18 protein-coding genes are annotated in these 21,068 nt (G+C 45.8%); 12 read left to right on the top strand and 6 right to left on the bottom strand.

Going from position 1 to position 21,068, the window contains the following annotated elements; all coding sequences use genetic code 11:
• The first annotated feature begins 259 nt into the window (after positions 1-259).
• The gene (locus P2A85_RS09325; protein ID WP_377478944.1) at positions 260-2,617 is read left to right on the top strand and encodes a DUF255 domain-containing protein; all 2,358 of its coding nucleotides are present in this window, start codon (positions 260-262) and stop codon (positions 2,615-2,617) included.
• 155 nt (positions 2,618-2,772) lie between these two features.
• Here the strand turns inward: P2A85_RS09325 and P2A85_RS09320 are convergent, their stop codons facing one another.
• Positions 2,773-2,985 (bottom strand): helix-turn-helix transcriptional regulator, encoded by a 213-nt coding sequence (locus P2A85_RS09320; protein ID WP_341738276.1) that lies wholly within the window; start codon positions 2,983-2,985, stop codon positions 2,773-2,775.
• 136 nt (positions 2,986-3,121) lie between these two features.
• Between P2A85_RS09320 and P2A85_RS09315 the strand changes: the two genes are divergently transcribed.
• The 7 genes from P2A85_RS09315 (at position 3,122) to P2A85_RS09285 (ending at position 8,301) form a co-directional block, all read left to right on the top strand.
• Positions 3,122-3,355: a hypothetical protein gene (locus tag P2A85_RS09315; protein ID WP_377478942.1), complete on the top strand. Its 234-nt coding sequence runs from the start codon at positions 3,122-3,124 to the stop codon at positions 3,353-3,355.
• 150 nt (positions 3,356-3,505) lie between these two features.
• On the top strand, positions 3,506-3,826 hold the full coding sequence (locus P2A85_RS09310; protein ID WP_371114672.1) for a hypothetical protein: 321 nt from the start codon (positions 3,506-3,508) through the stop codon (positions 3,824-3,826).
• A 29-nt stretch (positions 3,827-3,855) separates the two neighbouring features.
• The gene (locus P2A85_RS09305) at positions 3,856-4,005 is read left to right on the top strand and encodes an HNH endonuclease (RefSeq protein ID WP_377478940.1); all 150 of its coding nucleotides are present in this window, start codon (positions 3,856-3,858) and stop codon (positions 4,003-4,005) included.
• 296 nt (positions 4,006-4,301) lie between these two features.
• Entirely contained in the window at positions 4,302-6,209 is a 1,908-nt protein-coding gene (dxs, locus tag P2A85_RS09300; RefSeq protein WP_377478938.1) for a 1-deoxy-D-xylulose-5-phosphate synthase, read from the top strand.
• Between the two features lie 181 nt (positions 6,210-6,390).
• Positions 6,391-6,708, top strand: coding sequence for a hypothetical protein (locus P2A85_RS09295; protein ID WP_377478936.1), 318 nt, complete (start codon positions 6,391-6,393; stop codon positions 6,706-6,708).
• Positions 6,705-7,073 (top strand): aspartyl protease, encoded by a 369-nt coding sequence (locus P2A85_RS09290; RefSeq protein ID WP_377478934.1) that lies wholly within the window; start codon positions 6,705-6,707, stop codon positions 7,071-7,073. Before P2A85_RS09295 ends, P2A85_RS09290 begins: the two co-directional genes overlap by 4 nt.
• 7 nt (positions 7,074-7,080) lie before the next feature.
• A complete protein-coding gene (locus tag P2A85_RS09285) occupies positions 7,081-8,301 on the top strand; it encodes an NAD(P)/FAD-dependent oxidoreductase (protein ID WP_377478932.1) in 1,221 nt (406 codons plus the stop codon).
• Positions 8,302-8,416: 115 nt separating this feature from the next.
• Here the strand turns inward: P2A85_RS09285 and P2A85_RS09280 are convergent, their stop codons facing one another.
• From P2A85_RS09280 to P2A85_RS09270, 3 genes are all read right to left on the bottom strand, one after another.
• Positions 8,417-9,511 (bottom strand): ArsA family ATPase, encoded by a 1,095-nt coding sequence (locus P2A85_RS09280; RefSeq protein WP_377478930.1) that lies wholly within the window; start codon positions 9,509-9,511, stop codon positions 8,417-8,419.
• Positions 9,512-9,656: 145 nt separating this feature from the next.
• The gene (locus P2A85_RS09275; protein WP_377478928.1) at positions 9,657-9,857 is read right to left on the bottom strand and encodes a DUF2862 domain-containing protein; all 201 of its coding nucleotides are present in this window, start codon (positions 9,855-9,857) and stop codon (positions 9,657-9,659) included.
• Between the two features lie 188 nt (positions 9,858-10,045).
• Positions 10,046-10,972, bottom strand: coding sequence for a glutaminase (locus P2A85_RS09270; RefSeq protein ID WP_377478926.1), 927 nt, complete (start codon positions 10,970-10,972; stop codon positions 10,046-10,048).
• Between the two features lie 302 nt (positions 10,973-11,274).
• Here P2A85_RS09270 and P2A85_RS09265 point away from each other — a divergent pair, with 302 nt between their 5' ends.
• Positions 11,275-11,724 carry a hypothetical protein gene (locus P2A85_RS09265; RefSeq protein ID WP_377478924.1) on the top strand — a complete coding sequence of 150 codons (450 nt, stop codon included), beginning with the start codon at positions 11,275-11,277 and terminating at the stop codon, positions 11,722-11,724.
• A gap of 36 nt (positions 11,725-11,760) precedes the next feature.
• On the opposite strand, the gene P2A85_RS09260 is transcribed toward P2A85_RS09265, so the two are convergent.
• A complete protein-coding gene (locus P2A85_RS09260; protein WP_377478922.1) occupies positions 11,761-12,753 on the bottom strand; it encodes a YdcF family protein in 993 nt (330 codons plus the stop codon).
• A gap of 166 nt (positions 12,754-12,919) precedes the next feature.
• On the bottom strand, positions 12,920-14,407 hold the full coding sequence (pap, locus tag P2A85_RS09255; protein ID WP_340519018.1) for a polyphosphate:AMP phosphotransferase: 1,488 nt from the start codon (positions 14,405-14,407) through the stop codon (positions 12,920-12,922).
• 517 nt (positions 14,408-14,924) lie between these two features.
• Here pap and P2A85_RS09250 point away from each other — a divergent pair.
• The 3 genes from P2A85_RS09250 (at position 14,925) to P2A85_RS09240 (ending at position 21,023) form a co-directional block, all read left to right on the top strand.
• On the top strand, positions 14,925-15,884 hold the full coding sequence (locus tag P2A85_RS09250) for a GNAT family N-acetyltransferase (RefSeq protein ID WP_377478919.1): 960 nt from the start codon (positions 14,925-14,927) through the stop codon (positions 15,882-15,884).
• 198 nt (positions 15,885-16,082) lie between these two features.
• Positions 16,083-18,260, top strand: a complete 2,178-nt coding sequence (gene ppk1 / locus P2A85_RS09245; RefSeq protein WP_377478917.1) for a polyphosphate kinase 1 — start codon at positions 16,083-16,085, stop codon at positions 18,258-18,260.
• 453 nt (positions 18,261-18,713) lie between these two features.
• A complete protein-coding gene (locus P2A85_RS09240) occupies positions 18,714-21,023 on the top strand; it encodes a DUF5906 domain-containing protein (protein ID WP_377478915.1) in 2,310 nt (769 codons plus the stop codon).
• Positions 21,024-21,068 lie beyond the last annotated feature (45 nt).

The following is a 21,068-nucleotide window of genomic DNA, read 5'->3' as shown; positions in this document are numbered from 1 at the left end:
ACATGATTTCTATGATACATATAACCGCAGTTAAACCGCAGGTAGGAATAGGTGGCGGATTTCAACACCTGAACATTTGAGTTTACGAGTTGGGAATTGGAAATTGGGCATTGGGAACGGGGCATAGGGCATTGCTAATAGGTAGTAAATAACCAATAACCAATAACCAATAATCAATAATAACTCAATTAAAACATCTCGCGCTACACTACTAGAGAACTGATAAGCTGACTCAGTACGAGTTAAAGTATATTTGATTATGGTCAACCGTCTTGCCCAATCCCAAAGCCTTTACCTGCGGAAACACAGCGAAAATCCGATCGACTGGTGGCCCTGGTGCGATGAAGCCTTAGAAACGGCTCGGAGCCAAAATAAACCGATTTTTCTGTCGATCGGCTACTCTAGCTGCCACTGGTGTACGGTGATGGAAGGTGAGGCTTTTTCCGATCGCGCGATCGCCCAATACATGAATTCACATTTTATTCCTGTAAAAGTCGATCGCGAAGAACGCCCGGATATCGACAGCATTTATATGCAAGCCTTACAAATGATGACCGGTCAAGGTGGTTGGCCTCTCAACATTTTTCTCACGCCAGACGAAAGAATTCCCTTCTATGGAGGCACTTATTTCCCCGTAGAACCGCGTTACGGACGACCAGGCTTTTTAGAAGTCTTGCAGGCAATTCGCCGCTTTTACGACACAGAAAAAGGCAAATTAGAAACCTTCAAATCAGAAATTTTAGGCAACCTGCAACAAGGAGCAATACTGTCAGGAGTTACCGCAGAATTAAATAGCGAATTATTCCAAAAAGGCTTAGCAGCTAACACCGCAATTATTTCCAGTGGCAATCGAGCACCTTGTTTTCCAATGATGCCCTATGCTGAGTTAGCACTGCGGGGAATACGCTTTGATTTTGATGAATCAGAATATGATGCTCAAAAAGCCTGTACTCAGCGCGGATTAGACCTAGGATTAGGCGGTATTTACGACCACGTTGCGGGCGGATTTCATCGCTACACAGTTGATGACACATGGACTGTCCCACACTTTGAAAAAATGCTCTATGACAACGGTCAAATTGTTGAGTATTTAGCTAATCTCTGGAGTGCGGGAATTCAAGAACCGGCTTTTGAAACTGCGATCGCGGGGACTGTAGCATGGTTGAAGCGTGAAATGACCGCACCCAATGGCTATTTTTATGCTGCACAAGATGCTGACAGTTTCACCCCCCCAACCCCCCCTTACCAAGGGGGGGCAGAGAATTTAACCCCCCCTTACCAAGGGGGGGCAGAGAATTTAACCCCCCCTTACCAAGGGGGGGCAGAGAATTTAACCCCCCCTTACCAAGGGGGGGCAGAGAATTTAACCCCCCCTTACCAAGGGGGGGCAGAGAATTTAACCCCCCCTTACCAAGGGGGGGCAGAGAATTTAACCCCCCCTTACCAAGGGGGGGCAGAGAATTTAACCCCCCCTTACCAAGGGGGGGCAGAGAATTTAACCCCCCCTTACCAAGGGGGGGCAACGGGGGGGTCTGAACCGGAAGAAGGAGTGTTTTATGTTTGGACTTATAGCGAACTAGAACAACTGTTGACGGCGGAGGAATTAGTAGAAATTGAACAACAGTTTACTGTTAGTCGTGGCGGGAATTTTGAAGGGAAAAATGTATTGCAGCGTCGCCATCACAGCAAATTGAGCGAAACGGTAGAAACGGCTTTGGCGAAGCTATTTCAAGTTCGTTATGGTGGTCATCCCGATACTGTCAAAACCTTTCCCCCAGCCCGGAACAATCAGGAAGCTAAAAATGATAGTTGGCCCGGGAGAATTCCGGCAGTTACTGATACTAAAATGATTGTAGCTTGGAATAGCTTGATGATTTCTGGTTTGGCTAGGGCTGCTGCGGTTTTTGGGAATTGCGAATATCTGGAATTGGCGGTAAAGGCTGCTAATTTTATCTTAGATAATCAGTGGATTGATGGGCGGTTTCACCGATTGAATTATGATGGTAAAGTGGCTGTGATGGCGCAGTCGGAAGATTATGCTTTGTTTGTGAAAGCATTGTTGGATTTGCATCAAGGGAGTTTGTCATTAGTTACAGAAAGTGACAAATGGTTGCACAAGGCTGTGGAAGTTCAAGCCGAATTTGATGAGTTTTTGTGGAGTTTAGAATTAGGAGGATATTACAATACTGCTTCAGATTGCAGCGGAGATTTGTTGGTGCGGGAACGCAGTTATACTGATAATGCTACTCCGGCGGCTAATGGAATTGCGATCGCCTCTTTGGTTCGTTTAGCGCTGTGGGATCAAAATTTGGAATTTCTCGATCGCGCCCAACAAGGTTTACAAGCTTTCAGCAGTATTATGCAAGATGCTCCCCAAGCTTGTCCCAGTCTGATTTCGGCGCTGGATTGGTATCAGCGTTCTACTTTGATTCGCACGACTCCTGAGCTAATTTCTGGGTTGATTTCGCAGTATTATCCGACTGCTGTTTTTCAGATTGAAGCTGATTTACCGGAAGGGGTTGTTGGGTTGGTTTGTGAGTGTTTGACTTGTAAGGAACCTGCGAAGAGTCGAGAGCAATTGTTGGTAGAAATTGGGCGTAGTCAAACGCGGGTTTAGCACTAATATTGTCTATGTTATTGAACCGCGAAGGCGCGAAGTACGCGAAGGAAGAGGGAGAAGGAAGTATTTTGTAGGGTGCGTCGCTGTCAAGATTTTAGATATGCGGCAGCAGATTGTTGATGGCGACGCACCCTACGGTATTTTGTGCGCCCTCAATCTTCCAAAACCTCAACTAAATCTTCCATTGTCACATCGAAGGCGCGCGCTATTTTGTAGACAGCAGAGAGATCGACTGTATTTAATGTATCGCGCTGAACGTAGCTTCTGACAGTGTTGTAGTTGACTCCAGATCGATCGGCAACTTGCTTTAGCGTCCAACCTTTTTGCTCAGCTAGTTCTCGAATCCGCAGTCTAACGTATCCCATGTTTTAACTTGACATTGATGCGTATGCAACATATACTGTTTATATACACTAAAAACGATCGCCCTCCTAGCCTAGAGAACTTAAGGGCGATCGCCTTTTCTATCACACTCCGCTTTCCGCGGGGAAGGATTTCCCTATGATACCAACATCCAAGCCAAAATTAAACACTCATCCCTGGTGTATTGTGCGGCAATTGCCAAATATGCAGCGATTGGTGGTTGCTCGGTTCCACCGCCGGGGCGATGCTGACGGATATATCCAGATTTTACGGCGGTTGTTGCCGGCGACTAAACACGCGATCGTTTTTGATTTGACTGGGGCTGAAAAATTGCCGGAAGTGCGATCGACTGAGTTAGAGCGCATGTTGTAATTTGTCGATAGGAGCGATCGCATTTGATGATAAGTGCGATCGATCCTTCATCGCATTTCTGGTCACTGAGCGGAGCGGTGCCCTGAGCGGAGTCGAAGGGTCGAAGTGTGCTATACAATATCTCAAGAGTATCTGCGAGCTTTGATCCCTATGAATACTCAATTAATGGTGAAACCTTCCTCCTTAATGCCCCAAGGCCTTAAAATGGTAGAGTTTGGGAATATTTTTTTATTCAGATTTACTGACGATCTCCAATCTCGAATGGAAGAACTGTTAGAGAGAAAAAAACTAGATTTACTAACTGCCGATGAAATTCCAGAATTAGCTGGCATCATCGAACTATCCAGAATTTTTACATTGATTAACGCCCAACTTTCTACCCAAGCCAAATGGTGTCCGATCGCACTCGACAACTTATACGACAACGAGCTAAATACCTCTGCGAATACTGTCACTCTCCAGAATACCTAAGCCCCGATCGCTTTACCATAGATCATCTCATGCCCAAATCTCTCGGCGGATCTGATGACATTGAACATTTAGCATTAGCTTGCCGTCGCTGTAACGAACGCCACTACAATTTTATAAATGAAATTTACCCAGAAACTCAGCAAGAGGTTTCATTGTGGTATAATTACAGCGTGACTTAAGAATAACCATCTACGTGTTGAAATAATTTAATAAGGTGAAACTCCTGGGTTGGTTCGTCTCGGCTTGACCGTAGCCTGACCAAACAAGCAACAGTGAATTATTGAGCGTACCTATCAGGCGCAAGTGATGGCAGGACGAAAGCATAAACAAACAAAAGTATACGCAAGGCTTTGATTCGTCTAAGCTGAGTGGGTAGAGGTGCCTTGATAACGCCTTTGAAAGTCCCTTTATTGTCTTAGTCAAGAATCCCCCCGATTCATCGGTGGGGAGTATCAAAGGAGCAAGATTTTAAAATATGCATCTCAGCGAACTGACTCACCCAAACCAATTACACGGCTTGTCCATTCATCAACTGGAACAAATTGCCCGACAAATTCGAGAAAAGCATTTAGAAACTGTAGCAGCCAGTGGCGGCCACCTCGGCCCCGGATTGGGCGTAGTCGAACTGACTTTAGCACTCTACCAGACACTAGACCTCGATCGCGACAAAGTTACCTGGGATGTCGGCCACCAAGCTTACCCACACAAACTAATCACCGGCCGCTACAATAATTTTCACACCTTGCGCCAAAAAGACGGCGTTGCAGGCTATCTTAAGCGCTGCGAGAGCAAATTTGACCATTTTGGTGCTGGCCACGCTTCTACGAGCATTTCCGCAGCACTGGGAATGGCAATGGCGCGCGACCTCAAAGGCGAAAAGTTTAAAACTGTAGCAGTCATTGGCGACGGTGCCCTCACAGGGGGTATGGCACTCGAAGCGATTAACCACGCAGGCCATATGCCGAAAACCAATGTGATGGTAGTGCTCAACGACAACGAGATGTCCATCTCCCCCAATGTCGGCGCAATTACTCGCTATTTGAACAAGATGCGACTGTCGCAGCCGGTGCAATTTCTCAAGGATAACTTGGAGGAACAATTCAAACAAATTCCGTTTGTTGGCGAAACATTTACGCCAGAAATGGAACGCCTCAAAGAAGGGATGAAACGGTTAGCTGTGTCGAAAGTTGGAGCCGTAATTGAAGAATTAGGCTTTACTTACATGGGGCCGGTAGATGGACACAATTTGGAAGAGTTAATTGCTACCTTCAAACATGGTCATACCATCCAAGGGCCGGTGTTAGTTCATGTGGTGACGGTGAAGGGTAAAGGATATGCGATCGCCGAAAAAGACCAAGTAGGATATCATGCCCAAAACCCGTTTAATTTAGCGACTGGTAAAGGCATTCCTTCGACCAAGCCTAAGCCTCCCGCTTACTCGAAAGTTTTTGCTCACGCCCTAGTTAAGCTAGCACAAGATAATCCGAAAATTGTCGGGATTACTGCGGCAATGGCAACCGGAACTTGCCTAGACAAACTTCAGGAAAAACTCCCAAAACAATACATTGATGTTGGCATTGCCGAACAGCACGCCGTCACATTGTCGGCTGGCTTAGCCTGCGAAGGAATGCGCCCGGTTGTAGTAATTTACTCGACCTTTTTGCAGCGCGGATATGACCAAATTGTTCACGATGTTTGTATCCAAAACTTGCCTGTTTTCTTCTGTTTGGATCGAGCCGGAATCGTCGGCGCTGATGGCCCAACTCACCAAGGAATGTATGACATTTCTTACTTGCGTTGCTTGCCAAATCTGACAATTATGGCTCCAAAAGATGAGGCAGAATTGCAGCGGATGGTAGTCACGGGTGTGAATCATACCAGCGGTCCGATCGCGATGCGTTACCCGCGTGGCAACGGTTACGGCGTTCCTTTGATGGAAGAGGGTTGGGAAGAATTGCCGATCGGCAAAGCGGAAATCCTCCGCAACGGCGACGACGTGCTAATCTTAGGTTACGGTTCAATGGTCTATCCGGCGATGCAAACCGCCGAGATGTTGAGCGAACATGGCATTGAAGCAACTGTGATTAATGCGCGTTTTGTCAAGCCATTGGATACCGAATTAATCTTACCTTTGGCACAGCGAATCGGCAAAGTTGTCACAATGGAAGAAGGCTGTTTGATGGGTGGTTTCGGTTCAGCAGTAGCCGAAGCTTTGTTGGATAATAATGTCCTGGTTCCATTGATGCGCTTGGGTGTACCTGATACATTGGTGGATCATGCAACGCCTGAACAATCCTTTGCAACTTTGGGATTGAATCCGTCGCAAATGTGCGATCGAATCTTAGCCACATTCAGCCGCAAAGAGTCACCTGTTAGCGTCTAATTTCACTCGTTACCAAGCAGAGCCTGGTAACGCAGAAATCAGGAGACGGCAGTGCCGTCTCCCTACAATTAATTACGGTAGGGAAACGGCACTGCCTTGGACTCTATATCATTCCGGCATAGCCGGAATTGATATTATGATATGATGGAATAAAAGATGTCACGATAAGGAAAAATTAACAATGACTTATCTCAACCCAACTCGCACAGTACGTCGGGGAAGAGTGTTCCCAGAAATCCAGTGGTCAGAAGAAAAAAAAGCCCAGTTGCGAGCTGAAAGAGCCACATTCCGCAAGCGTTGCAAAGTAATTTTCGATCGCCTCAAACCAGAATTGATTAAAACCCACTACAACTGGTACATGGCGGTTGAACCCGACAGCGGGGAACATTTTATGGACAAGGATGATATGGTGGCTACCAAAATGTGTCGCCAAAAACATCCAAATGCTATCCCGTACCTTTTCCGTATCAACCCTACAGGGGTTTGTGGCACGATATGATAGAAGGAACATTTGGCGATCGAGACGAGCTATTTTTTGAAGTTGACTTGATTGCTGATAACGGCTTAGAATTACCTGTTGATGCTCTGCTAGATACAGGTTTTTCGGGCTGGCTAGCAATGGATGAGCAAGATTTAGAGGGACTTGATTGGATTTATATTAGGCGACAAGAAATGCGGACAGCAAGGGGAGAATTTGATTTCGATCTTTATGCAGGAAAAATCAGAATTGACAATCAAGAATTTGACATTCCTGTTCACGTAGGTGACGGAGTACCTGAAGTTTTAATCGGCCGTCAGTTGTTGAAAAATCGGCGCTTGGTAGTTGATATTTCGGCTGGTATTTTGACATTGGAAGCGAATTAACAGCAAGATGACTTTAAAAAGTTTTGATATAGTAGTAGTAGGAGCAGGCCCCGCAGGTGGCCACTGTGCAAGAATCCTCGCAAAATCTGGTCGCAAAGTCTTACTTGCAGAGCAAAATGATAATTTTAATAAAAATGACTTTTCTAGCGCCGCCACACCTCTAGAAACCCTCTCACAATTCGATTTACCCGAATCGGTAATCGGCAGTTTTTGGCACAAGCTTACTATTGAAACTAGCAAAGTCAGTCAAACTTGGGAATCTCCTAAAAGCTTGGGAGTTGTTTTAAACTTTGCTAAATTTAGAGCATTTCTGGCTAGTGAAGTTCAGGGAAACGGAAGTGAAGTTTGGCTTGGTTATCGCTACATAAAACATTCACAAGCTAACGGCGAAACCATCGTAGAATTCAAACAGTTATCAGACGGCAAAATCATCCAAGTTAGTGCGAAAGTATTGGTTGATGCGACTGGTTTTGCTAGGGCGATTATGTATGAGAAGGAAAATGATAAACCAGATTTCTTGTCGGGAACTGGTATAGAATATCTAATTGAAGTAGAACCAGAAGTTTACGATCAATATGCCAATGATTTAATCTTCTTTTTGGGCGATAAATGGATGCCAAAAGGTTATTCTTGGATATTTCCGATGGAACAAAATCGGCTGAAAGTTGGCGCGGGACGCATTTTTTTAGATCCGAAAACTGTGAAGAATTTGGAACCTCTGAAAAAGTATATCTATTTACTTATTGATGAGTATCTGAAGTCTAAAAGTTATAAAATTATTGACAAGCACGGTTCCACGCTGAAATACAGTCAGGGTTTGAAGGATATTTATTGCCAGGATAATATAATTGCGATCGGCGATGCTGTTTCTACGGTTAACTTTCTCGGTGGCGAAGGAATTAGACACGGGATGGATGGTGCAGAAATAGCAGGTAAATATATTGAAAAATATTTGGACGGGAAAATCTCAAGTTTTGGGGATTATGAGAGAGAAATGCACCGCAAGTTTGATAAAAAATGGCATATTTCGGAAAGATTGGCGGTGAGAAAGTATATCGATGATGTCAATGATGTACTTACTGACAAAATAATTTCTTATTTGAAGTACATGAAAACTGAAGAGGTGATGAATATTCTATTTGATTACAAATTTGAGATAATTTATAGAGGATTTGGTGGTTATTTTAAGATTAAAATAAAGGCTTTTATTGAGAAATTCCGCGGTTAAAACCCACATTCGGCACCCTCAACTAGCACATACACCAAGCGATCGGCTTTAGCTAAACAGGCGGGAATCCCCACACTATACCGCCTCGGTTAGTGTGGGATGAGAGTCGTGGGAGCTAAAAAGATACAATCAAATAACTATTCAAGAACTTAGCCCCTGTCACAGATTTTCCAGTTAGCTGAGGAGGTAACAAAATATTGCGTCGCTGATCTCCTGCTTCGATGGTCACTTCTGGCCCCGATTGAATCAATTTAATTTCTTTCTTGTCAAATCCGGGCAAAAATAAACTAACTTGACGCTGTGCAATATTAATCTCGATCGGCTTAGGAGCACTTGTCGCCTCAGCAAAATCTGGCAAAGCGTCAATTAGCCCTTGCCAATTATTATCACTATGGGCCGGCACCGCAACTGCTGTCAAAGGAGCAAAATCAGCCGCCAGAGTTTCTGTCACCGATGCTTGATTGACAATCACACCGCCGACAGTCAAACCAACTTGTTGAGAACTTCCCCACAGATAACGGGCTGTGGCGATCGCACTTGCATCGCCAGTCGTCACCAAATAAGCCGCCGCGCGGTTTGGATTTGCCAAGATTTCCTTGCCTTTATCCAAAAAATTATCGACTTGTTGAGTAGACTTAGTGGCATTGTCCCCCGACATATCCACAGTCAACACCGTACTCACCACCGGTTGAATAAACGGCGACAAAGCTTTACCCAAATCGGAATCTACCAAAGCTTTACGGAATCGGCGGATGTACCAACTCAGAATTTCCGGCATTCCCAGCATCCGCAGCGTATCCATGCCGCCGGTACCGTCATAAACGATCGCATCATATTGTTTGCTATCGTCATATTCCCGAAGTTCGTTCAGGGCTAAGGCGCTGTCCATTCCCGGCAACACCCCCAATTCTTGACCATAAATCTGCTTGAAAAAGGGTGTGCGGACATATTGGGCTTCGAGTTGTTTAACCTCGTCCCATCTACGTTCCAGCAGCGCCGCGCTTTGCACCTGAACTGCTTTGAAATTCGGGCTGATTTCCTGGGGGGTCGAAGTCAAGGGAGTTCCCAGCAAAATCCCCAATCCCGGTCCTGGATCTTGACTCAGCAGCAGAACTCGCTTGCCTTGAGCCGCATATTTTTTAGCAGTTGCGATCGCGATCGTGCTGCGGCCAGTGCCGCCTTTGCCCAAAAATGTCAAAATCAAAGCCATTTTCTGTTCTCACTGCCAAAGCTTACTATTTAACATTTAACCGCAACTTTCAGATGGAGTGGGGGAGTGGCAGAGTGGGGAAGAGGAGTTCTTCTTCCTTCCCCCCTTGGGGGCAGTAGGGGGGGCTTCTTCCTTCTTCCTTCTGCTAAACAGCTTCCAGTTCGTCTTCAAAAAACCAAGTCGCAAAACCGTCAAACTTGACAACCACCCCTACTCCACTGCCGTCAACCATTTTGAAACCGTCAACAGTGCCTACTGGATTAGTTTTCAACTTGCTCACGATATTTGCAGGTATCCGATCTCTGAGACGGCGCACCTTAACTTTCTGTCCTACTTCTATTGCCACGCTAAAATGTTCTCCTGCTCTATATTACCTATATTCCACAGTCCATTCTACCGTTGCCCGTCTACATCGGAACAGCTCTTTTCCCTGAGTCCTCCCCGCAAAAAAAACTGGTTTCTTGCAAAAATTGTCCTTTTTTCCACCAATCCTGACGCAGAAACCGAGTTTTTGGTATCCCAGGGTCAGCCTGTCTAGTCAAATACACTCAGTCCCAAAGATTTCGCTATTCGTTCCAACAGAAATAAGCCACCTACAGAATTTCCCTCTTTGTCTAGGGGCGGACTGTAACAGGCGATCGCCCCTACACCCGGAATCACCGACAATACAGCCCCACTAACTCCCGACTTCGTAGGCAATCCTACTTGCAACGCCCAGCGCCCCGATGCTTGATATAAGCCACAAGTTGCCATCAATGCTTTGACATTTCGGCCCTGTTCTGCCATGGTGCGATCGCCCCTAGAGACCAATAGCATTCCCAGCTTAGCCAAAGCAGCCACATTTCCCGACAAACAACAGACCCGATTGTACGTTTCCAAAGCAATTTCAGCATCTTGAATCACACCGGAATTTTGCATTTCTAACGCCAGGTTCCGATTATTTTGATTGGGATTTGCCCTCACTGAATCTAACATTAATTCATCCATAAATAACTCAATATTTGCCTTGAGATTCAGCCAAAGCAACAGGTTTTGACAGCGAAGAACCGCATTTTCACCAGGGAGCAGAGATGCCAGGGCGATCGCCCCGCTATTAATCATCGGATTTCTCGGCTTCCCCTGGTCTATTTCCAGTTGAGCCAGGGAATTAAAAGGCAGTTCCGAAGCTTCGCAGCCAACTTTCTCAAATACCGCTGTTTCACCCAATTCACAAAGCAGATAAAGCAGCACAAATGGCTTGACTACACTCATCAGCGGGAATATTTTATCTGCCTTACCAAAGCCCCAAAAATCACCATCAATTGACCTAATTTGTACTGCAAACTCACTTTTATCGGCTTCAACAAGCAGGGGTATGTACCCTGGCATTTCACCGGACAGACTGCGATTAATAGCCTCTGTTGCCCAAGCTTGCAGTTGCTCTGGTTGCAGACGAGATAGTTTATTTGTGGGTTTGGTCAAAGTATGCCTCCAGGAAGGAAGGGGGACGGGAGGAAATTCAGGAAAAAGCAACAACGAAGACGACTCGTTACCAGGCTGAGCCTGGTAACGCAGATCGGGAGGCTCTGCCTCCAATTTTATTCATCGACTATTAAATAAATTTTTGAGAAAAATCGGTAATTTGCATAAAAACCGACCCTTGCTCCCGATATATAAATAGCAGCCTCAAGCCAAAGTTGTTACCCAATAACCACCAGCAGCAGCTTGAAACCCATTCAGGTTGTCATTTTTCAGCCTCGGCAAGGAGTAGGGGTATTTCTGGAATGGAATTTTCCGATCTTAATTCAGAATCCTTCCCGAAAACCCCCCGAACTTCTGAGAAATTACTATCCAACCGTATCTACCAAAAACAGGACACAAAAATGGCAGACGAAGCACCTAAACCAGAACCCGCAAAACCAGCTCCCATGATATTTAAGGGTGTGTGCAACGACGGAGTTCTCAAAGGCAAAGAGATTGAAGGCAAACTAGACATCAAAGTCAACGTCGAGTCAGTCAAAGCAGTAGAACCAGCAAAGAAACCACCAGCCCCTGGATGGGAAACAAATATTTTTTGGGTGCTGTTTTTATTAGTTGCCAACTTAGCAGCAGGCGATCCGATCGGTATGAGAAAATATAGCTCCCCACAAAGGTCTCCTTCTAGTCAGATGTTAAACCAATCTGGGGAGCAGTCACTGTTGGCTAACCACACTTCGACACTTCGACTAAGTTGAGTGTCCCCCTGCGCTCAGTGACCGTTAGATGCCATTTTAGGCGCTAGGAGCCAGCCAGCCACGCAAAAAGTAATAAAAAGACCCAAGATATTCATCGAATACTCGCGTCGTAGTTACCAAAGCTTCTGCGCTGGGCAGAAAATCTGCTGCATCTATACGCAGCCTAGACTTCCCTCCTGATGTGGGTTGAAAAGTGTAGAAATCCGTAGCTCTCGGAATCACTCGGATTCCCACATCAGCAAAAGCTAGACTAGCACGGCGCATCTGAATCGCAGAAGTAACCAGCAGTACCTTCCGTTCCACGCCCCGACTATCTAAAATTTTTCTGACTTCCTCAGCGCTGGTGCGTATGTTCCTACCGTTCTCGTCGAGAATGATGCTGCTGCGAGGAACACCCATGTTGCTTGCCAGCAAAGTTTGGATATCCTTAGCTTCGCCAGTATAACTCTCTAACTCCGGTCTAGGCCCTGCGGTAACAATGACCAAAGGTGCCAATTGCTTCCTGTAAAGCACCGCAGCATAGGGCAAGCGATTGCCTGTATCTGTCAGTTGAATCGACACCCGGTTGGGGATATGTGGCTGAGTCGTGCCCTTACCCAACAGGACGATGGCCGCAGCAGTTTCGTCGCAGCAAGTTGTGTGGACAGCCGCTGCGGCTTCCCGTTCTGCTTGGTCGGCAAACCACAACGCCACAACGGGCATACTCGAAAGAATCAAAACTAGCAGCGCTGCCAGAATCATTCTCGGTGCCGGGTTGCGGATGCCTCCGTTAGTGATCAATGCGGATGCAATCACCAGCAACGTAATCGAAAAACCTAGCGGCTTAAAGAAGAAAGCTATGAGACCAAAAATCGCTGCTCCGACGGGGGTGTCGGGGGCAAAAAAGGCCAGCAGCAAAAGGCTGATCAGCAATAAAACGCGCAGCCGGTCTAATAATGGATTGTCTTTGCCTCCTGACTGATCCCACCAAGATTTGACGAGTGAGAACAACAGGAATAGAAATAGAATTCGAGCTAGCAGTACAAACATCTTGCAATATTGTCTGTATTTAGTTAGTGGGTAATTGATAACTGGTAATGGTTGATTGGTAATTGGTAATGAGTCGAGCATAGTCAGGGAGAATTGACAATTGAAGCCTTTTGCCTGCTACCTGTTATTTTTTCCCCTTACCTGTTACCCATTCACCGCTGCCAATTTATCGGCGTTTCAGTTGATTCCGAATTGCCTGCGTTACCGTTTGAATTACTTTAACACGAGCATAATACTTGTTATTCGCCGCAATTGGTGTCCAGGGAGCAGTGGGGGTACTCGTGCGCTGAATCATTTGATTCACAGCGACCTCATAAAAATTCCACTTTTGGCGATTCCGCCAATCTTCCTCGGTCAGTTTGTATTGTTTGAAGGGATTATTTTGTCGTTCTGTAAATCGTTTTAGTTGCTCGTCCGGGCTGATGTGTAGCCAAAATTTAACTAAGACACAACCGTAACTGGTGAGTTGCTCCTCGAATTCGTTGATTTCTTGGTAAGCTCGACGCCATTCTGCTTCGGTGGCAAATCCTTCGACTCGCTCGACCAAAACTCTACCATACCAACTGCGATCGCAAATGCTAATTTTGCCAGCCGTTGGTAACTTCCGCCAGAATCGCCACAGATAGTGGTGAGCTTTTTCTTCCTCTGTCGGTGCTGCAAAGGGATTGACTGTATAACTGCGGGGGTCTAGGACATCCGTCAAGCGTTTGATTGCTCCTCCTTTGCCGGCGGCATCCCAACCTTCAAACAGCACTAACACAGGCATTTGATCTTCGTCAATACTTTGTTGTAATTTGCCAAAACGGGTTTGTTCTTCCCGAAGTTGCTGTTTGTACTCTTCTGGGGACAGCGATTTAGTTAAATCTACTTGGGCGAGTAAGTCTGGTTCCGTAGGTTGTAAGTGTTCTTGATGCGGCAATTGTATCGGTGCTGATTGCATCGTTTGTCTGTCTAAGGCTTCTGTAATTGTTGATGCCATTTGCGTTAAAACCTTGACTCCCCCCCAACGTTGACAGTCACCTTCTACTAAGGTCCAGGGTGCCGAGCCCGTGCCGGTTTGGGCAATCATTTCTTCGGCAAAAGTTTTGTATTCTGCGTATTTTTTGGCTTGTTTCCAGTCTTCGGGGCGCACTCGCCAAGCTTGTAGCTTGTCGTCTTCTAGTTTTTTGAGCCGATGTTTGAGCTCTTTTTTGCTCAGGTGTATCCAAAATTTGGCAATTGCTGCGCCGTCATCTACCATCTGGCGCTCGAAGGCGTTGATTTGTCTGATGACTGTGGGTACTTCAGCGTCTGATAGGCGATCGAACAACCGGTCTTCTAAAACATGAGTGTACCAACTATGGTAGAAAAAACCAATCTGGCCGCGGGCGGGCAGTTTCTGCCAAAACCGCCACAAAAAAGGATAGCCCAGCTCGGCTGCTGACGGCGGCCAAATCGGGTGTACCACAAACCCCCGCGGGTCCATATACCCCACCATTTTTTTGACTAGGGCTCCTTTGCCCGCCGCCGCCCAACCTTCGAGCACAATAATTATGGGCAGTTTTTTTTCCCAGCAAGCCTGTTGGAGCGATCGCAACTGCTGCATTAAAACTTCTATCTTGGCATCATAGGTTTCTTTGTCCAGGCAGATATCTAAATCGAGGTTGTCGAGCATATTTACCTTCTATCAGTCAGAAATTATAGTTTAACGTTAGTTTAACGTTTGGCTAAATATCACCATCGTTAATAATAGCAGCACTCCCCTGATGGAAAACTTGCCAAAAATAACCACTATGGTTATAGTTGAATTAGATAGCAAAAGTAAAAATCAACGACCCAGTGGGGGTGACAACTTCTTTACTTAGCTTAACCAAGTTTATTCAAACGATAGTTACTCCAGCACCAAGCTCGGTAACGCCAGAGAGCGCTGATTAAATCTAATATTCACATCCAAAACTAACCCAAAAGGGCCAACCTATTTTATGATTGCGCTATGAGATAAAACCTGAAAGCCTGGGTGATATAAACAGGTTTCTGAGTTTTATCAACACCATTCTCCAAACTACTGTCATTTATTGTAAAACAGGCCTCTTACCTGTTACTGACATTTGTGAAAAATGTCCCAATTACTGTACTCATTTGTCAATACCAATTAATAGCAACATTCCGAATTTACGGATTGTAAATTTTTTATGACTACCTTGAAAATGCGCTGCTACCGGGGCGAAATTGACTGGTGCGCGATCGCCAATTTGATCGATGCTTGCGAAGCTGTAGATAGACTAGGCGAAGAAGTATCAGCAACTGAACTAAAGCTAATCTTAGATGCACCCAAACTGGACAAAGCCCGCGATGTCCAATTGTGGGAAGATGGTAACTACAAACTTATCGGTTTAGCACTGTTAGATATGCCAGATTCCCCCGATGAAATAGAAGCTTGTCTCTGGTTTTATGTCCATCCAAATGTACGGGGTGAAGGCTTAGAAGCAGACATAATTAACTGGGGAGAAACACGCCTGGGCGAAGTAGGAAAACAACGCAACTTACCCGCCAAATTGCGTTGCTACAGCCGTGAGGATAAAACCCACGAAATTATGCTATTTGAAAAACAGGGCTTTGCAGTCGATCGCTACTTTTGGACAATGGCCCGATCGCTCTGTGAACCCATTCCCACACCAGAATTCCCCGCAGACTTTGCGCTGACTCACGTATCAGGCGAAAAAGACATCGAACCTTGGGTAGAGATGTTCAACCAATCATTTATCGATCACTGGAATCACCATGACTTAACGGCGGAAACCGTTCGTTACTGGATGCAAGACCCGAATTATCAGCCAGAATTGGACTTGATTGCAATTTCGGGCGAGCGCAAATTTGCAGCTTTTTGCGACTGTCAAATCAAACCCCAAAAAAACCCCAACAGCGACACAAAAAACGGCTGGATTGAATTATTGGGTACACGGCGCGACTATCGGAAAATGGGTTTAGGAAAAGCGATGCTACTTGCTGGTTTGCACAAATTAAAAGCCGCCGGTGCAAATACCGCTAAACTCAGCGTCGATGCTGACAGTTTGACAGGGGCGACAAAGCTTTACAAATCAGTAGGTTTCTGCCCGATGGAAACATGGATTGAGTGGGCTAAAGTTGTTTGACATTCTCCCGCCGCCTTAATACTAAATCGGGGTTTATGACCCTTTTTATCCACCTAAAACATAAACTTCGATCGCTCTTCCTCTTCAACCCGCTTTCGGCGGGTTTTGTTTATGTAGGCGCGATTTCAATCGCCCGCCGCCTGTCTTTTAACATACAATAATAATTCACAGATGCCATCACCTAGCCTCCCCCAAACCATGTCCAAGCAAAAAAAGACTAGCGCCAAAAACTACACTGAAATCAACCTCAGCGACCCCCAATACTACTTCAACCGAGAACAAAGCTGGCTAGAATTCAACAACCGAGTCCTCCACGAAGCCCTCGACCCCCGCACACCCCTCCTAGAAAGACTCAAATTTCTCGCTATTTTTAGTTCCAACCTCGACGAATACTTCATGGTGCGAGTAGCAGCCCTCAAACAGCAAGTAGAAGCAAAAGTCACCAAACTCACCTCCGATGGCAGCACCCCCCAACAACAACTAGATGCCATTAGCAAACGACTTTTGCCCATGGTTTCCCAGCAACACTCCTATTTTGAGCAAACTCTCCGCCCCAAATTAGCAGCCAGCGGCATCCACATTCTCGACTACATCGACCTCAATCAAGAACAACGCACGTACCTACATCGCTACTTCAAAGAACAAGTATTCCCCGTACTCACACCCCTAGCCGTTGACCCCAGTCACCCATTCCCCTTTCTTTCCAATCTCAGCCTCAATTTAGCAGTAGTAGTCAGGGACCCGGACACCCAGGAAGAATTGTTTGCCCGCGTCAAAGTACCCCAAGTCTTGCCCAGGTTTTTGCCTTTGCCGGCAGATTTGCAATGGCAACAAAGAGGCAAATCTGCTGTCTGGACTGGAGTACCGCTAGAACAGGTAATTGCTCACAATTTAGAGGCCCTGTTTCCGGGGATGGATATTCAGGAATATCACCCCTTCCGTATTACTCGTAATGCAGACTTGACAGTGGAGGAAGATGAGGCAGAGGATTTGCTGCTGGCGATCGAACAGGAACTCCGCAAACGCAGGTTTGGAGGTTCTGCGGTACGCCTGGAAATCCAAGCGATTATGCCACCAGGTCTGCGAGATATGCTCATGGACGAGTTGGATCTAGGAGAGCAAGATGTTTACGTCGTAGAGGGGCTGCTAGGCCTCAAGGATTTGATGTATTTTGTCGGACTTCATGTGCCGGAACTCAAAGACCCCCCGTGGACTCCCGTAGTCCCTGTCCGTTTGCGGAACCCGGAAGCGGCAAGAATTGACGAGTCCATCAGCCATTCTGAGGAGATGGAGGATATTTTTACCGCTATCCGTCGGGGCGATATTATGTTGCACCATCCCTATCACTCTTTTGCTGCTACGGTGCAGCGGTTTATTACTGAGGCGGCGCACGATCGCTCTGTATTAGCGATTAAGATGACTTTATACCGCACTTCTGGTGATTCGCCGATCGTCAGTGCCTTAATTGAAGCAGCACAAAATGGTAAGCAGGTAGCTGTTTTAGTAGAGCTCAAGGCTAGATTCGACGAAGAAAACAATATTAATTGGGCTCGCAAGTTAGAACAGGCCGGAGTTCATGTAGTTTACGGTTTGGTGGGGCTCAAGACCCACACCAAGATTTTGATGGCGGTACGACGAGAGGACGGGTGCATTCGGCGCTACGTCCACATCGGTACTGGAAATTATAATCCCAAGACCGCCGGACTTTATACTGATGTGGGTTTGTTGAGTTGTCGGGAGGATTTGGGTTCAGATTTGACGGACTTGTTTAATTATTTAACTGGTTATTCACGGCAGGTATCTTATCGTAATTTATTGGTAGCACCGGTCAATATGCGCGATCGATTTTTGGCCCTGATTCGTCGCGAGGCAGAATTTTGTCGCTTACAAACAGAAAATAGTAACAGTACCTGTGGCCGTATTGTCGCTAAAATGAATGCTTTAGTTGACCCTCAAATCATTGTAGCTTTGTACGAAGCTTCCCAAGCCGGGGTGAAAATTGATTTGATTATTCGGGGGATTTGCTGTTTGCGTCCCGGCGTTGAAGGTGTCAGCGAAAATATCAAAGTTATCAGTATTATCGGTCGTTTTTTAGAGCATTCTCGGATGTTTTATTTTTTCAACGGTGGGAACGAAGAAGTTTATATTGGTTCTGCTGATTGGATGCAGCGGAACCTCACCCGCCGGGTTGAGGCGATTGTTCAGGTGGAAGACCCCACAATTGCCATGGAGTTGCAAGAAATTTTGGGGGTGATGCTGGCGGACAACCGCCAAGCTTGGGATTTGCAGCCTGGAGGTCACTATTCTCAGCGACGGCCACCTGTTAATTGCCCGGAAGTGAGTTCTCAGCAAATTTTGATGGATATGGTTTTTTAACCTAAAACCAATACTTACAGCCATTTAGCTCACCGATTCTAGACCAGTTCTAGCTAATTAACGTGTTTCTGTCGTTTTAGCCGTTGAGTTAGCTTACTTGTGAATCGGAGTCGTCTAGATGAATTCTAGCGACACCAAACCGTATTCGCTTTGGAGCCTAGCGGCCGCAGATACTCGGTGTGGGGAGTAACCTTCCAAACTTATATAAATTAAAGACTGGGTGCGATCGCTATTTCACTACCTTCACTATATATCTACCAAGCCTTTCAGTAATTTGAGCGCATATTATTCCACTGCACATCCGCCTTCACCGCCGGAAAAGGCTTGACGCGAGAAAGCAAAGATATTATTCTGGAGGTGGGAAGACTGATGCGCGGTCAATAAGTACGCCAATACTTATTGCACCACGACTTCCCCAAACCGTTACGTCACAACGATTAGGACAGATTCATTATGGCATTTTTGCGTCAAATTGACAAGCTAAAAGCGATCGCGCTTAGTAACAATCTCACAAAAGAAGTGGTCAAAACTTTTGGCAGCCTGTCTAAAACCGCTACATGGCTTGCAGCTTGTGAAGCTCATGGACTTTTGAGTGCCACAACAGCATTTGTTGACGGCGTTGCACAGGAACAGTTGACAATATTTCAAGCACTGGAGACGCTTCCTATCGAGAACTCGCCCATAAGTGCGGCTGGTGAGACTACTGCAACACTCAAGACCAATGGCGTTATTCGGGCTGAAACTATTGACAGCTCTAGCAATGAGTCTGGTGACAAAATTACTCTTTCTGAGCAGCTTGAGATAATCAAGCGAGAATTTGATAGTATTGGCGTGAAAGTTGGTAAAAACGTTACCAACCTGGAGGACTGTAAGGTTTGGGTCTTGAGTCAAGGAAAGGATAAAGCCCGCCTTTACTGGACTCCTTCGGGTCAATGGGAAGTCGGCAAATTGCATTACGATAAACCCTTGGTTGGGTATTGGGCAGATTGGGGTGAAGACTACAACCTGTCGCAGTTTTTGGAGGATAACGGTGTCACCCTGGACCCTGACTACCACCTTGAACCCGACACACTTCCCAGTAGTCCAGCTAGCGGTGACGAATTCGATTTGCGCAAATATTTATTGAGACCACCAATAGTGGTAGATTTGCTAGACGGTGAGGATAACGGTTTTACCGATGGACGTGACAAGACCGAGGATGAAACCCTTGTTAGTGAAGGCGGTGAAGCGAATGAGGGTATAGTTGGCTCGATTCCACAAGAACGTGTTAGATTGGCTGGTGAGGCAACTCCTGTTCCTGGGTTGGATACTTTTATTAACGTCCTGAGAAACGTAGCTGTACCACAAGTGAAGGAGTCTTCTGATGACTGGTTAATAAAAAGGTCTTACCAAATGCAAGCTATGAACGAATTGTTTCGAGGCTATATTACGATCGCAGGCAAGTTCTATAAATTTACCGACACTCACTACCAAGTTCAGAGCGAAACAGCTATTACTCGGCTAGTGTTCGACTGGTGTGTTGATTATGTTGAAGAAGTCAAGGGAGTGCCAACCCATACGCGCGCTAATCCTGAAAGTATTGACTCGGTTATCAAGTTCGCACGCAAAGGGTTAACCAGGGATTCCAGTGAAGTGAATCAGGGCGGATTGAACTGTGCCAACGGCGTTGTAAAGGTCAATTCAGATGGCACTCACTCGCTTGTACCGCATAACCCTAATCAGGTCTATACCTACGTGGGTGGCAAGTATGACCCTGATGCTGATGCAGCGGATTGCGATCGCCTTTTGGAGTGTTTGGAGCCGTCGCAACGAGAGATTTTTCTGCGGACAATTGCAGCGAGTTTTTGCTTAAATGCGGTAAGGGCAAATCAGAGCCGGATTAAAGGACTGCTACTAATCGGGGACGGCAATAACGGCAAGGATGCACTGCGATTCGCCGTTTCAATTTTAATTGGCTCTTCTTTAACAGGCAAAAGTGTGGGTGATTTTAGTGCTTACGACAAAGGGCGAAAATTTCCGCTAGCTGGACTAGAAAATAGTCTGGTTAATTGGTCTAGTGAGACCTCGGACGATGTTGATTTGTCCAAAATCGTTAGCTTGAAACAGTTTATAACCGGAGACCCAATTGATATCGAGTACAAGTTTGTTGGGCAATATCAATTGGAGCCAAAAGCGGTCTTTATTGCGAATTCCAATTATCTACCAAAAATGACAAAAAAAAGTGAATCAATACTGTCACGTTTTGCCGTTTTGAAATTTACAAAAACGTTCAAAAAAGGTGCGATTGCCAGCAAGGGTGAGTTAGAGGTAGACGGTCGCTTTAAATACGATGCGGAGTTCATGCGGAAACAAGTTATTCCTGCGCTACTGAATAAAATCCTTTTGAGAATTCCACTGGTATTAAACGAAGGCATCAACTATGACTTCAAGGAAGTAACTTTAGAGTCGCACGAAGTCAAAACAAATCACCTTACTCGCTTTGTTGAAGAGCGGGGTTATCGCGTGACTACAGGAGCCGAAGTCAGCGTGAAAGAATTATTTGCTGACTTGATGGCATGGTATCAGGAGGAAGCGATATTAGAAATCAAGGGCAAAACCCTATATTGGGATGAACTTCCATATGGCGATAAGCCTATCAAGTTTTCTCAGCACCTGTCTGCACGTTTAATAGAAGCGTTTCCACAAGTCAAAAAATCCCGACTTACGGTAAATATGCCAGGGCGGGTTAAGGGAGAATCGATAATTCTAGGCTTAGGTAAATAGCTAGGTTCATTTATCTACTTTTACCCCCTTAAATAAGGGGGTAAA

It is taken from the genome of Microcoleus anatoxicus (assembly GCF_042465725.1).
Taxonomy (GTDB): Bacteria; Cyanobacteriota; Cyanobacteriia; order Cyanobacteriales; family Microcoleaceae; genus Microcoleus; species Microcoleus anatoxicus.
The sequence above is the reverse complement of the archived record's forward strand: the minus strand, read 5'-3'. Positions and strand labels throughout refer to the sequence as shown.